The organism is Neoroseomonas eburnea, assembly GCF_018129005.1.
Classification (GTDB): Bacteria; Pseudomonadota; Alphaproteobacteria; order Acetobacterales; family Acetobacteraceae; genus Neoroseomonas; species Neoroseomonas eburnea.
In genome coordinates, this window is the sequence record NZ_JAAEDL010000005.1 from 84,805 (window position 1) to 97,485 (window position 12,681).

Sequence of the window (12,681 nt, forward strand, 5' to 3'; positions counted from 1 at the left end):
GGGTCTCGGGGCGGCGCCCCCGAGCGGAGCGCGAGGCGGAGCCTCGCCCTTCGTCGCCTAGCCCGCCGGCGGCATGGTGCGCGCGAGCGGCGGCAGGTCCAGGACTTTCGCGTACCAGGCCTCCAGCTTCGGATGCCCAGGCCGCCAGGGCTCGTGCGGATAGCGGAAGTCGAGATAGCCGAGCGCGCAGCCGATCGCGATCTCGCCCACCGTATCGAGCATGCCGAGGCTGTCGGCCTCCGCTTCAAGCGCATCGAGCGCGCGCGAGACCTTGGCCTGCTGCGTCTCGATATAGGTGCGGCGCCCTTCGTCCTGCGGCAGCGCGACCTCGCGCCGGCGCGGCTGCGTCGCATCGAGGATGCCGTCGGCCAGCGCCGCCTGGGTGATCGCCTTCCAGCGTGCCGGCCCCTCGGCCGGGAAGAGCTTCGGCGCGTCGCCGATGCTGTCGAGGTATTCGCAGATCACCGGGCTGTCGTAGAGCACCGTCCCGTCATCGGTGATCAGCGTCGGGATCTTCGACAGCGGGTTCACCGCGGCGAGCGCCGGGTCGGTGGTGCCGATCTTCCACAGCTCGATCCGCCCGTCGATGCCGCGCTTGATGGCGCAGGCATGACACTTCCGGACGTAGGGGCTGGCGGGCGAGTAGGCGAGCTTCATGGGCGGGGCTTCCTCCGATGCGGGGCGGCGACTTTCCTGCGCCCATCGCCATCCGTCCAGCCGGGGTCTAGCGTCGCGGCAAGAGCAGCCCGGAGGAAGCAGGATGATCGAGGCCACCGAAGACATCCCGACGCGCGACGGCGCGATGGAGACCTTCATCGTCCGCCCCGAGCGCGACGGTCCGTATCCGGCCGTGCTGATGCTGATGGATGCGCCGGGGATCCGGGAGGAGCTTCACGACATGGCCCGCCGCCTCGCGACGGTGGGGTTCTGCGTGCTGCTGCCGAATCTCTATTATCGCGCCGGCCGCGACACCAGGTTCGGCCCCGGCGTGCTGACCGCCGGCGATCCCGAGCGCGACCGCATGCGTGCCATTCGCACGAGGATGACGATCCCGCCGGTGATGGAGGACGTCGCGGCGATGCTGGCCTTCCTCGACCGCGAGGGCATCGCGCGGCCGGGCCCGGTCGGCGCGCATGGCTACTGCATGAGCGGCCCCTACGCGCTCGCCGCCGCCGCGCGCTACCCCGGACGGATCGCCGCCGCCGCATCGTTCTACGGCACCTGGCTGGTGAGCGATGCGGAGGAGAGCCCGCACCTGACGCTCGGACAGGGCGAGGCGGAGCTCTACATCTCCTGCGCCGAGCATGACGAGCTCGCGCCGCTGCCGATGGTCGAGGAACTGCGCAAGCTGTTCGAGGCCTCCGGCGCCGCGGGCGAGCTCGAAATCCATCCCGGCGTCCACCATGGCTTCGCCTTCCCGCAGCGCTGGTGCTTCGACAAGCCGGCGGCGGAGCGGCACTGGGAGAGGCTGATCGCGCTGTACAGGCGGAGGCTCGGCGGGGGCTGAGCGCCCGTTTGGAAACGCGCCTCGCGGCGCGTTTCCGGCGCCGGCCCGCACCCCCACCCGGCCACCCACGTCAGTATCCTGGAATGGGTGGCCGGGTGGGGGTGCGGCTGGTGCCGGACTTTCCAAACGGCCTCTGAGCGGCGCGCCGCCGCGTCAGCGCGCGGACCGCGTCTCGTGGCCGTGCGGGCCGTGCAGCTCGGCCAGCGTCTCCTCCTCGATGGTCAGGTGCAGCCGAAGCAGCGCCTCGAGCGCGAAGAGGGTGCGGCGAAGCTCGGGCGCCGTCGCCTCCCAGCTTCCGTCCCGTTCCGCGAGCCGGTGCAGCACCGCCACGCGATCGGCCAGCGCCTCGATCTCGGCATGCATGCGGATCAGCGGCCCCATGGGGTCGCGGCCGCCGAGGCGGCGCGCCGCCTCCGGGTAGAGCGCGCGCTCCTCCTCCCGCTGATGGGGCAGCAACTCGCCGCGTAGCCGGCTCTCGATCGAGCTGAGATCCGGCACGGCGCCCGGCGTCGTGCCGATCGATTCGCCGACCTCGCGCAGAGCCTCGGCGAGCTGCCGCAGGCCGGCGTGTTCCTCATAGCGCTCGTCGAGCCCGGCCTCGGCGGGCAGGCCGTCCGGCACCTTTTCCTCCGTGCCTGGCCGCAGCGCGCCGAGAGCGTAGAGGATGGCGAAGACGTCGATCGCCTCCTGCACCAGCGCGCCGGCGAGCGGCGTCAGCCACCCCGCCGCCGCCACGCTCATCGCGACGCCCGACATGCCCATGCCGAGGGCAATCGCCTGCAGCGCGACGCGACGGGACCGGCGGGCGATGGCGATGGCCTCGGCTGCCCGATCCACGCGATCGACGAGCAGCACGACGTCGCCGGCCTCGGCGGCCGCCGCGGTGCCCGCCGCGCCCATGGCGATGCCGACATCCGCCGCGGCCAGCGCCGGCGCGTCATTCACCCCGTCGCCCACCATGGCGGTCGGCGCGGCGGCCGCCTCCGCGCGCACCACGGCGATCTTGTCGGCCGGAGCCTGGTCCGAGAAGACCTGGTCGAGCCGCAGCGCGCGGCCCAGCGAGCCCGCCGCCGCCGCACGATCCCCGGTGACGAGCGCGATGCGCCGCACGCCGAGCGCGCGCAGCCGCCGCACCGTGCGAGGCGCTTCCCGGCGCAGGCCGTCGGCCATCACGAAGGCTGCCGCGGCGCGTCCATCCACCGCCAGCCAGGCGACCGAGCCGGCCGCCGCCGCCACCTGGGCGGCGATGGCGAAGCCGGCCCGCGTGTCGATCCCCGCGGCGTGCAGGAAGCCCTCGGCGCCGAGCAGCAGGGTCCGGTCCTCGACCATGCCGGTCACGCCGCCGCCGGGGATCTCCGCGACCGTCTCGGGCATCGGCAGGGCGATGCCGCGCGCCGCCGCGGCGGCGACCAATGCGGCGGAGACCGGATGAGTCGAACCCTGCGCCAGCGCGGCGGCGAGGCGCAGCGCCTCCTCCCGCCCCAGCTCCGGATCGGCGTCGACGGCCGCAAGACGCGGGCGCCCCGGCGTCAGCGTGCCGGTCTTGTCGAACAGCACGGTGCGGATGCGCGCGAGGCGTTCCAGCGCGCCGCCGCCCTTCACCACGATGCCGCGCCGCGCGGCGCGCCCGATGCCGGCGATGAGCGCGACCGGCGCCGCCAGGATGAGAGGGCAGGGGGTGGCGACCACCAGCACCGCCAGCGCGCGCAGCGGATCGCCGGTGAGCGCCCAGGCCGCGGTGGCGAGCACGCCGGTGAAGAGCACGAAGCCCACCGCCCACCGGTCCGCCAGCCGGGCGAGCGGCGCGCGCGCGGCCGCGGCCTCCTGCGTCAGGCGCAGGATGGCGGCGTAGGTGCTGCCGGCCGCATCGCGCGCCGCGCGCAGGCGGAAGGCCGCGCCGGCATTGACGCCGCCGCTGCGCAGCTCGGCGCCCCTGCGGAATTCGACCGGGAGGGGCTCGCCGGTGAGCGCGCTCTCGTCGAGCGTGGCGGCCTCGTCCTCCAGCGTGCCGTCGGCCGGAACGGTATCGCCGGGACGCACGAGCAGCAGGTCGCGTGGGCGGATGGCGGCGACGTCGATCTCCTCGATCGCCTCGCCGTCGATGCGGGCGGCGCGGCGGGGCGCGCGGGCGATGAGGTCGGTCAGCGCGCGCGTCGCGCGGCCCTCGGCCCAGGCTTCCAGCGCCTCTCCGCCGGCGACCATCAGGCCGATGACCGCGGCGGCGGCTTCCTGTTCCAGCGCGACGGCGCCGAGGATGGCGAAGAGCGCGACCGCATCCACGCCGACCCGCCCGCCGAGCAGGGAGCGCAACAGCCCGAAGCCGACATGCACCGCGACCGGCAGCGCGGCGGCCGACCAGATCCAGGGGGCGGCTTCGGGCCGGCCGATCAGATGCGCGACGCCACCGGCCGCGAGACCGAACAGTACCCAGGCGAGAAGCAGGTAGCGGCGCATGCGGGGCCTCTTCCTCAGGCGGCGCAGTCTGCCGCCGGGCCCGGGGGCGTGGACTGCCGGGAAACAGGTCAACGCACCGCCGCCGCCCGGCCGAGCGCCGGCGGGTGCGGCGGGCAAGGGGGGCTTACCATCGTGCCCTCGCTGTGCCTATCGTGACCCTAGGGCGGTGCCGGCACCGCTGCGGGAAACGTCCGAACGGACCGAGATGCAGGCCGACCGATCGACGAAGCTGTTGCTGATCGTGCTCGGCGCGATGTTCCTCCAGCAGACCTTCGCGACGCTCGGCCGCTCCCTGCCGCCGATCATCGCGCCGGTGATCCTGCAGGACCTGGCGATCGATCCGGCCTGGCTCGGCATCTATGTCAGCGCCGCGGCGCTCTCGGCGCTGCTGTTCCAGCTCGGCTGCGGCAGCTTCATCCTGCGCTACGGCGCGATGCGCATGAGCCAGGCGGCGCTGGTGCTGCTCGGCCTCGGCATGGCGGTGGCGACGTTGGGGGCGGAGGTCCTGTTCCTCGTCTCCGGCGTCATCGGCGGCGGCGCGGCGGCGATGTCCACGCCGGCCAGCTCGCATCTGCTCGGGCGCTATTCGCCGCCGCGCCAGGCGCCGCTCGTCTTCTCCATCAAGCAGACGGCGGTACCGGCGGGGTTGCTGCTCGCGGGGCTGCTCGGCCCCTTGCTGACGGAGCTGACGGGCTGGCGCGGCGCGCTGCTGATCTCCGCGCTCGCCTGCCTGGTCTTCGCCGCCATGCTCCAGCCGCTGCGCACCGAATTCGACGCCGACCGCGTGCCGAGCCAGACCTTCCGGCTGTCGGACTTCCACACGACCATCCTGAGCGTCATCGGCACGCCCGACCTGCGCCGGCTGGCCTTCGCCTGCTTCGCCTTCAACGGACTGCAGACGGTGTTCACCTCCTACTTCGTGGTGGCGCTGACCGAACTCGGCCACGGCCTCGCGGCGGCGGGCTTCGTCTTCTCCGTCGCCATGGTGGTCGCGGTGCCGGGGCGCCTCTTCTGGGGCTGGCTCGGCAGCGGGCGGGTGGATCCGGCGGTGGTGATGTGCTGGCTGGCCCTTGGCATGGCGGGGGGTGCTGCGTTGATGGGATTGCTCGGGCCCCGCTGGCCGCTGCTGCTCGTCGGGCTGGTGGCGGCGGTGCTGAGCGCGACGGTGATGTCCTGGCACGGCGTGCTGCTGGCCGAGGCGGCGCGGCTCGCGGCCCCGGGCCAGCGCGGTGCGGCGACCGGCGGCGTGCTCTCCTTCGGCCAGTTGGGCGGGCTGCTGCTGCCGCTGCTCTATTCCGGCGTGCTGCTCGCGACCGGCAGCTACGGGCTGGGCTTCGCGGCGTGCGGGCTGCCGGCGCTGGTGGTCGGGATTGCGTTGCTGCGCGCGCCGCGCGACCACATGGCGCGATAGGAAGGGAAGGCGACCGATGACCCAGGGCTTCGCGCTCGGCGACATCACCATCCAGCGCATCGTCGAGGAGGAGCGGCCGATCTTCGACCCGCTCACCTTCCTCCCCAACCTGACGAAGGAGGTGCTGGAGGAGAACCGCGCCTGGCTCGAGCCGGCGGCGCTCGACCCTGTCACCGGCAAGCTGATCCTCTGCATCCAGTCCTGGGTGGTGCGCACGCGGCACCACACCATCCTGGTCGACACCTGCGTCGGCAACGACAAGGACCGGCCGAACCATCCCTTCTGGAACCGCATGCGCGGGGAGGCCTACATGCGCGGCCTCGCGGCGCTGGGCCTGACGGTGGACGACATCGACATCGTCATGTGCACGCACATGCATGTCGACCATGTCGGCTGGAACACGCGGCTCGAGAACGGGCGCTGGGTGCCGACCTTCCCCAAGGCGCGCTATGTCTTCTCGGCGCAGGAATTCGCGCATTGGAGCGCGGAGAACGCCAGGGCGCCCGTGCCGCCCTTCGCGGATTCCGTCCTGCCGGTGGTCGAGGCCGGGCGTGCGGAGATGGTCGCCGACGACCACGCCATCGCCGAGAACATCCGGCTGGAGCCGACGCCCGGCCACACGCCGCACCACGTCGCGCTGCGCGTGGGCAAGGGTGACCAGGAGGCATTGTTCACCGGCGACCTGATCCATTCACCCCTGCAGGCGCGCTATCCGGAGATCTCGATGCGGGCGGACTGGGACCCGGCGCTGGCCGCGCGCACGCGCCGCCAGGTGCTGGAATGTGCCTGCGAGGCACGCACGCTGCTGTGCTTCGCGCATTTCCCCTCGCCTTCGCGGGCGCGCCTGTCCCGCTGGGGAAATGGCTTCCGCGCCGATCCGGTGGGCTGACGCGCGGCGGAGACTGTCCTAGCCTCTCCATCGGACCCGCGGATGGAGACGGGCGTGGAGGAAGCGATACCCGGGCGAAGCCTGCCCATCGCGCGCATCGTGGCGCCGCGATCGGTCGCAGTCGTCGGCGCCTCGGAGGATGTCGGCAAGTTCGGCGGCCGCGTCATCCACTACCTGCAGAAGCACGGCTTTCCCGGGCGGATCCTGCCGATCAACCCGAACCGCGCGACGATCCGCGGCCTGCCGGCCTATCCGCGCGTCAGCGCGGCGCCCGAGCCGGCGGATGTCGCGATCCTCGCCGTGCCGGCCGCCTCGCTGGAAGCGCAGGTGGCGGATTGCGCCGCGGCCGGTGTCGGTGCCTGCATCGTGATCACCGGCAAGCTCGCGGAAGCGGGGCTGGAGGGGGCGGCCCTGCAGGACCGTGTGCTCGGCATCGCCCGCGCGGCGGGCATGCGGCTGGTCGGGCCGAACTGCCTCGGCATCTTCAATCCGGTCGATCGCGCCATGCTGTCCTCCAGCCTCGCGCTGGAGGAGGACGGCTACGCGCCGGGCGGCATCGGGCTGGTCAGCCAGTCGGGCGCGCTGATGGGGACGTTGCTGTCCTTCGGCCGGCATCATGGCGCGCGCTTCAGCCGCTGCATCTCGGTGGGCAACCAGGCGGACCTGGCGCTCGAGGACTTCCTCGCCTTCCTGCTGGAGGACGCGGCGACGCGCGCGATCGGCCTCTACATCGAGGGGCTGCGCGACCCCGCGCGCTTCCGCGGCCTGCTGCGCACGGCGCGGCAGGCCGGCAAGCCGGTCTTCATCGTCAAGGCCGGGCGCAGCGAGGCCGGCGCCCAGGCGGCGCGGTCCCACACGGCGAGCCTCGCCGGCGCCTTCCCCGCCTTCGAGGCCGTCTGCCGCGACGCCGGCGCGGTGCTGATGGAGGACCCGCAGGCGATGGTGCTCGCCTGCGACGCGGCGATCCGCCTGCCGCGCTGGCCGGCGGCGGAGCTTGGTCTTGCGCCGATCGCCTCCTCCGGCGGCAGCACGGTCACCTTCGCCGACATGCTGCCGGGCGCGGGGCTGCGGGTCGCGCGCATGTCGACGGCGACGCGCGCCGTGCTCGGCCGCTGGATGCCCGAGAGCCACGTCGCCCTGCCGGTCGATACGGGATCCTTCCACGAGGGCACGAGCGGCGATGGCCTTTCGGCCTGCATCCGCGCCTTCATGGCGGACCCGGATGTCGGCGCCGTGGTGGTGCCGATGACGACGCAACCCGACATGGCGGGCCGTACCGCGCTGTTTCCGCCGCTCGCGCGCGAAGGCGGCAAGCCGCTGCTCTACCTGATGACGGCGGGCGCGGTCGGCGATGCGTCCCGCGCCGTGATGCGCGCGGCCGATTTTCCGTTCTTCGATCGCATGTCGGATGCGCTGGCGGTGGCCCGCGCGCTGGATGCGGAGGCCGCCGGACGCCTGCGCGCCGCGGCGCCGCCGCCCGCGCGGCCGGATGGCGCCGGCCCCGCGCCGGCCCTGCCCCCCGGCGCGCTGACCGAGGGCGAGGCGAAGCGCCTGCTCGCCGCCTACGGCATCCCCGTGACGCGCGAGCGCGCCGCCGCGACGGTCGAGGAGGCCATCATTGCCGCGCGGGCCATCGGCTTCCCGGTCGTGCTGAAAGGCGTCAGTCGCGCGGTGGTGCACAAGAGCGACCTCGGCCTGGTGCGCCTGAAGCTGCGCGACGAGGCTGCCCTCGCCGCGGCCTTCACCGAGGTGGCCGCCGCGCTGGAAGCCGCCGCACCCGGCCAGGCCGAAGGCTGCGTGGTGCAGGAGATGGCGCGCGGCGAGGCCGAACTCTTCCTCGGCGCGACCCACGACCCGCAATTCGGCCCGATGGTGCTGGCCGGCGCCGGCGGCGTGCTGGTGGAGTTCCTGCACGACGTGCGGATGGCACCGGCACCGCTGTCTGCCGCCGATGCGCGCGCGCTGATCGAAGGCCTGCGCGTCGCGCCGGTGCTGCGCGGCCTGCGTGGACGGCCCGGCTCGGATGTCGAGGCCGCGGCCGAGGCGCTGGTGCGGCTTTCCTGGCTCGCCGCGGACCTCGGGCCGCGCCTGGTGGAACTGGACGTGAACCCCCTGATCCTGCGCGCGGCGGGTCAGGGCGCCATCGTCGTGGACGCCCGCGCGACGCTGACGGAGGAGACGACGCGATGACCGCTTCCCTGTCCCGCCGAATGCTCGGCGCCGCGCTGTTGACCCCGGCGCTGGCGTGGGCGCAGGGGGCCTGGCCGCAACGCCCGGTCACCCTGGTCGTGCCATACCCGCCCGGCGGCAGCACGGACACGGTCGCGCGGCCGCTCGCGCAGGAATGGGGTCGTGTGCTCGGCCAGCCGGTGGTGATCGAGAACCGCGGCGGCGCGGGCGGCTCGATCGGTGCGGACCAGGTCGCGCGGTCGCGCAATGATGGGTACACGCTGCTGCTCTTCCCGACCGCGATCTTCACCATCAGCCCGCATATGATGCGGCTGCCCTACGACGTCGATCGCGACTTCGTGCCGGTCGCCCGTGTCGCCGCCTCGGACGCCTTCGTGGTGATGCATCCCTCGGTGCCGGTGCGCAGCATGCAGGATTTCGTCGCCTATGCGCGGGCGCGGCCGGGCGAGATCCGCTTCGGTTCCGCCGGCAACGGCACCATCACCCAGATGCAGTGCGAGATGTTCGGCGAGGCTGCCGGCCTGCGCCTCGAGCACGTGCCCTATCGCGGGTCCGGCCCGTCCTTCACCGATCTTCTCGCCGGGCGTGTGCAGATCATCTGCGACCCGGTCGCGCTGCCCGGCGTGCGCGACGGGCGGCTGGTCCCGCTCGCGACGTTCGGAGAGCGCCGCCATCCCGAATTCCCGAACGTGCCGACGCTGATGGAACTCGGCCTCGCCGAGCGCGGTGCGATGTCCTGGTTCGGCATCGCCGCGCCGACCGGCACGCCGCCTGAGATTATTGGCCGTATCGCCGCGACGCTCGAGGAGGCGCTGAAGCCCGGGCATGTCGCGCGCGCCATGGCGGTGGGCGGCCTCTGGCCCGCCTTCGAGACCGGCGAGACCTTCGCCAACCGCATCCGGCGGGACCGCGACATCTTCGGCGCGATCGTGCGCCGTACTGGAGCAGGGGTGAACTGACGTGGAACTGGTGACTGTCACGGACGAGGGTCCGGTCCGCATCGTGGCGCTGAACAACCCGGCCAAGGGCAACGCCATCAGCAAGCCGATGGCCGAGCAGGTGCAGGTTGCGATGAAGGAGTTCGAGCGGCGCGACGACCTGCGCGTCGCGATCCTCACCGCCGCCGGCACGCGCGCCTTCACCTTCGGCGCCGATGTCGCCGATCCGCCGGAGCTGTGGCGCGCCGTGCCGACCGTCGGCTACCGCCCGCTCAAGCCGGTGATCTGCGCGGTGGAGGGCTGGTGCGTCGGCGGCGGCATCGTGCTCGCCATGATGTGCGACCTGATGGTCTGCGGCTCCACGGCGAAGTTCTACTACCCGGAGGCGAAGCTCGGCCTGACCGGCGGCATGATCTCGGGCCTCGTCTCCCGCATTCCGCACAAGGTCGCGATGGAGATCATGCTGCTCTGCCGCACCGTGCATGCCGACCGCGCCGAGCGCATCGGCCTGGTGAACGAGGTTGTCCCCGAAGGCGAGGCGCTTGCCAAGGCGAGGGAATGGGCGCTGGAACTGGCGGAGATGGCGCCGCTGGTGCTGCACGAGATCAAGCGCATGGTGACGGAGGAGATCATCCCGCGCGGCCCTTCCGAGCAGATGGCGATCCATGGCCAGCGCATGGCGGCGATCCGCGCCTCGGCGGATTTCGAGGAGGGCAAGGCCGCCTTCCGCGAGAAGCGCGCACCGCGCTTCGAGGGGCGCTGAGCCATGCCGGGTCCGCTGCACGGCCTGCGCGTGCTGGAGATGGCCGGCATCGGCCCCGGCCCCTTCTGCTGCATGATGCTGGCCGATCTCGGCGCCGAGGTGCTGCGCATCGACCGGCCCGAGGGCCCGCCAGGCGGGCATCCGGCCGATGTGCCCGGGCGCGGCCGCCGCAGCCTGGCGCTCGACCTCAAGAAGCCCGCCGCGGTCGGGGCGGTGCTGCGCCTGGTCGAGCGCGCCGACGTGCTGGTGGAAGGCTTCCGCCCGGGCGTGATGGAACGCCTCGGGCTGGGGCCGGAGGCGTGTCATGCGCGCAATCCGCGCCTCGTCTATGGCCGCATGACGGGCTGGGGGCAGGAAGGGCCGCTGGCGCAGGCGGCGGGGCACGACATCACCTACATCGCGCTGACCGGCGCGCTGTGGTCGATGGGCCGCGCGGGCCAACGGCCGGTGCCGCCGCTCAACCTGGTGGGGGATTTCGGCGGCGGCGGCATGCTGCTGGCGTATGGCATCATGGCCGCGCTGTTCGAGGCGAACCGCAGCGGGCGCGGCCAGGTGGTGGACGCCGCCATGACCGACGGTTCCGCCACGCTGATGGGCGCCTTCTTCGGGCAGCTCGCGCAGGGCCGGTGGAAGAATGCGCGGGAGAGCAACATGCTCGACGGCGCCTGCCCCTACTACGATACCTACGAATGCGCGGATGGCAGATACGTCGCGGTCGGCGCGCTGGAGCCGCAGTTCTTCGTGCTGTTGCTGAAGGGGCTCGGGCTCGACGCCGCGCGCTTCGCGGACCGCACGGATCCTGCGCGCTGGCCCGCCATCAAGGCGGAATTCGCCGCCATCTTCCGGCAGAAGCCGCGCGACCACTGGGCCGCGGTCTTCGACGGCACCGATGCCTGCGTGGCACCGGTGCTGGACCTGGAGGAGGCGCCACGCCACCCGCACAATGCGGCGCGCGGCACCTTCTTCATGCGCGGCGGCGGCGCGCAGCCGGCGCCGAGCCCGCGCTTCTCCCGCACGCCGGCGCCGGAACCTCGGCCGGCGACGACGCGTGGCGCGGACGGGGCGGCGGCACTGGTCGATTGGGGGTTTTCCCCGGTGGAGGCCGCGGCGCTGCTCGACGATCGCTGACTGCGCGTCCGGCCGCGCGAGCGGCTTCCGTTCGCGACGGGTGGTGGCGACCGCCCCCGGCCCTGGCGTCGTGCGCATCTTCGTCCGATCTGGTGATTCCACCTGCTCGGGTTCTGCTCTAGGCTTGCCCGCAAACTCCGAGGAAACATCCATGGACACCGCGACCCCGGGCGCCGGCACTGCGCGCAGCGTCTTCACCGCCGAGCACGAGCTCTTCCGCACGCAGGTGCGCCGCTTCTTCGAGCGCGAGGTCGTGCCCTACCACCGCGACTGGGAGCGTGCCCAGATCGTCCCGCGCGAGGTCTGGCGCAAGGCAGGCGCCGAAGGCCTGCTCTGCCCGATGATGTCGGAAGAGTACGGCGGCGCCGGCGCCGATTTCGGCTATGCCGCCGTGATCATCGAGGAGATCGCGCGCACCAACGCCTCCGGCATCGGCTTCCCGCTGCATTCCGATATCGTCGTGCCCTACATCGAGGAATTCGCGCGGCCGGAGAAGAAGCGCGAATGGCTGCCGCGCATGGCGAGCGGCGAGATCATCACCGCCATCGCCATGACCGAGCCGGGCATGGGCTCCGACCTCAAGGCCGTGCGCAGCACCGCGCGGCGGGATGGCTCGGACTGGGTCATCAACGGGTCCAAGACCTTCATCTCCAACGGCCAGAACTGCGGCCTGGTGATCGTCGTGTGCAAGACGGACCCCGGCGCGGGGCGCAAGGGCATCAGCCTGATCTGCGTCGAGGAGGGCACGAAGGGCTTCACCAAGGGCCGCAACCTCGAGAAGATCGGCATGCATGCGGCCGACACCTCCGAGCTCTTCTTCGACGATGTGCGCGTGCCGGCGGAGAACCTCCTCGGCGAGGAGAATGCCGGCTTCTCCTACCTCATCAGGAACCTGCCGCAGGAACGCCTGGTCATCGCCATCCGAAGCGCGATGTCGATGGAGGTGATGCTGCAGAAGACCATCGACTACGCGAAGGACCGCAAGGTCTTCGGCCAGACGGTCTTCGACTTCCAGCACAACCGCTTCAAGCTGGCCGAGCTCAGGGCCAACGCGACGATGTTCCGCATCTTCGCCGACCATTGCCTGGCGCTGCACATGCAGGGCCAGCTCACCATCGAGATGGCGGCGACGGCGAAGCTGCTGGGGACGGAGATGCAGAACCGCCTGCTCGACGATTGCCTGCAGATGCATGGCGGCTACGGCTACATGGCCGAGTACGAGATCGGCCGGGCCTGGGCGGATGCGCGCGTCGGCCGCATCTACGGCGGCAGCTCCGAGATCATGAAGGAGATCATCGCGCGCACGCTGTGATGCGTCGCGCCGGCTCCGCCGGGGGACGACCCCGGTGGAGCCGGCATCCGCCTTCGCCTTGCGCGCGGTCGCTCCGCTCGCCATGGCCG

Annotated in this window: 10 protein-coding genes; 8 read left to right on the forward strand and 2 right to left on the reverse strand. The window is 72.6% G+C overall.

Annotated elements, in window-relative coordinates:
• Window positions 1-57: 57 nt before the first annotated feature.
• A complete protein-coding gene (locus tag GXW74_RS06875; RefSeq protein ID WP_211845739.1) occupies window positions 58-657 on the reverse strand; it encodes a glutathione S-transferase N-terminal domain-containing protein in 600 nt (199 codons plus the stop codon).
• A gap of 103 nt (window positions 658-760) precedes the next feature.
• Between GXW74_RS06875 and GXW74_RS06880 the strand changes: the two genes are divergently transcribed.
• A complete protein-coding gene (locus GXW74_RS06880; protein ID WP_211845740.1) occupies window positions 761-1,507 on the forward strand; it encodes a dienelactone hydrolase family protein in 747 nt (248 codons plus the stop codon).
• 153 nt (window positions 1,508-1,660) lie between these two features.
• Here the strand turns inward: GXW74_RS06880 and GXW74_RS06885 are convergent, their stop codons facing one another.
• Window positions 1,661-3,961: a heavy metal translocating P-type ATPase gene (locus GXW74_RS06885; RefSeq protein ID WP_211845741.1), complete on the reverse strand. Its 2,301-nt coding sequence runs from the start codon at window positions 3,959-3,961 to the stop codon at window positions 1,661-1,663.
• Between the two features lie 205 nt (window positions 3,962-4,166).
• Here GXW74_RS06885 and GXW74_RS06890 point away from each other — a divergent pair, with 205 nt between their 5' ends.
• From GXW74_RS06890 to GXW74_RS06920, 7 genes are all read left to right on the forward strand, one after another.
• The gene (locus tag GXW74_RS06890) at window positions 4,167-5,372 is read left to right on the forward strand and encodes an MFS transporter (protein WP_211845742.1); all 1,206 of its coding nucleotides are present in this window, start codon (window positions 4,167-4,169) and stop codon (window positions 5,370-5,372) included.
• Between the two features lie 16 nt (window positions 5,373-5,388).
• Window positions 5,389-6,261: an MBL fold metallo-hydrolase gene (locus GXW74_RS06895; protein ID WP_211845743.1), complete on the forward strand. Its 873-nt coding sequence runs from the start codon at window positions 5,389-5,391 to the stop codon at window positions 6,259-6,261.
• 42 nt (window positions 6,262-6,303) lie between these two features.
• Entirely contained in the window at window positions 6,304-8,451 is a 2,148-nt protein-coding gene (locus GXW74_RS06900; RefSeq protein WP_211845744.1) for an acetate--CoA ligase family protein, read from the forward strand.
• A complete protein-coding gene (locus tag GXW74_RS06905; RefSeq protein ID WP_211845745.1) occupies window positions 8,448-9,410 on the forward strand; it encodes a Bug family tripartite tricarboxylate transporter substrate binding protein in 963 nt (320 codons plus the stop codon). Before GXW74_RS06900 ends, GXW74_RS06905 begins: the two co-directional genes overlap by 4 nt.
• Window position 9,411: 1 nt before the next feature.
• Window positions 9,412-10,152 carry an enoyl-CoA hydratase/isomerase family protein gene (locus tag GXW74_RS06910; RefSeq protein ID WP_211845746.1) on the forward strand — a complete coding sequence of 247 codons (741 nt, stop codon included), beginning with the start codon at window positions 9,412-9,414 and terminating at the stop codon, window positions 10,150-10,152.
• A 3-nt stretch (window positions 10,153-10,155) separates the two neighbouring features.
• Entirely contained in the window at window positions 10,156-11,280 is a 1,125-nt protein-coding gene (locus GXW74_RS06915; RefSeq protein WP_211845747.1) for a CaiB/BaiF CoA transferase family protein, read from the forward strand.
• A 151-nt stretch (window positions 11,281-11,431) separates the two neighbouring features.
• Complete coding sequence (locus GXW74_RS06920; protein WP_211845748.1) at window positions 11,432-12,592, forward strand: acyl-CoA dehydrogenase family protein; 1,161 nt, start codon at window positions 11,432-11,434, stop codon at window positions 12,590-12,592.
• The last annotated feature ends 89 nt before the right edge of the window (window positions 12,593-12,681 follow it).